This window comes from Scandinavium sp. M-37, assembly GCF_043558715.1.
GTDB lineage: Bacteria > Pseudomonadota > Gammaproteobacteria > Enterobacterales > Enterobacteriaceae > Scandinavium > Scandinavium vulneris_A.
In genome coordinates this window covers 1-354 of the sequence record NZ_JBIGIN010000132.1, presented here as the reverse complement: position 1 = coordinate 354, position 354 = coordinate 1, and the positions used below count along the sequence as shown (strand labels likewise).

At 47.7% G+C, this 354-nt stretch carries 1 pseudogene; it reads left to right on the top strand.

Annotation, left to right across the window (positions count from 1 at the left end):
- Positions 1 to 354 (top strand): annotated as a pseudogene (gene wcaM, locus ACG0Z5_RS24045) (colanic acid biosynthesis protein WcaM); the annotation flags it as partial.

Below are 354 nucleotides of genomic sequence, written 5' to 3'. Positions count from 1 at the left end.
GGAACGTGGCGATCAACGATAAAAATATCCTGATCTCAGACCACGTTATCGACAACATCAACTGCACCAACGGCAAAATCAACTGGGGGATTGGCATTGGTCTGGCGGGCAGTACCTACGACAATGGCTACCCGGAAGAGCAGGCGGTCAAGAATTTTGTGGTGGCCAATATCACTGGCAGCAACTGTCGGCAGCTGGTTCACGTCGAGAACGGCAAACACTTTATTATTCGTAATATCAACGCGCGTAATATTACCCCGGCATTCAGTAAGAAGGCGGGCATTGATAACGCCACCGTAGCCATTTACGGCTGTGATAATTTCATTATTGATAATGTCGATATGGTCAATAGCG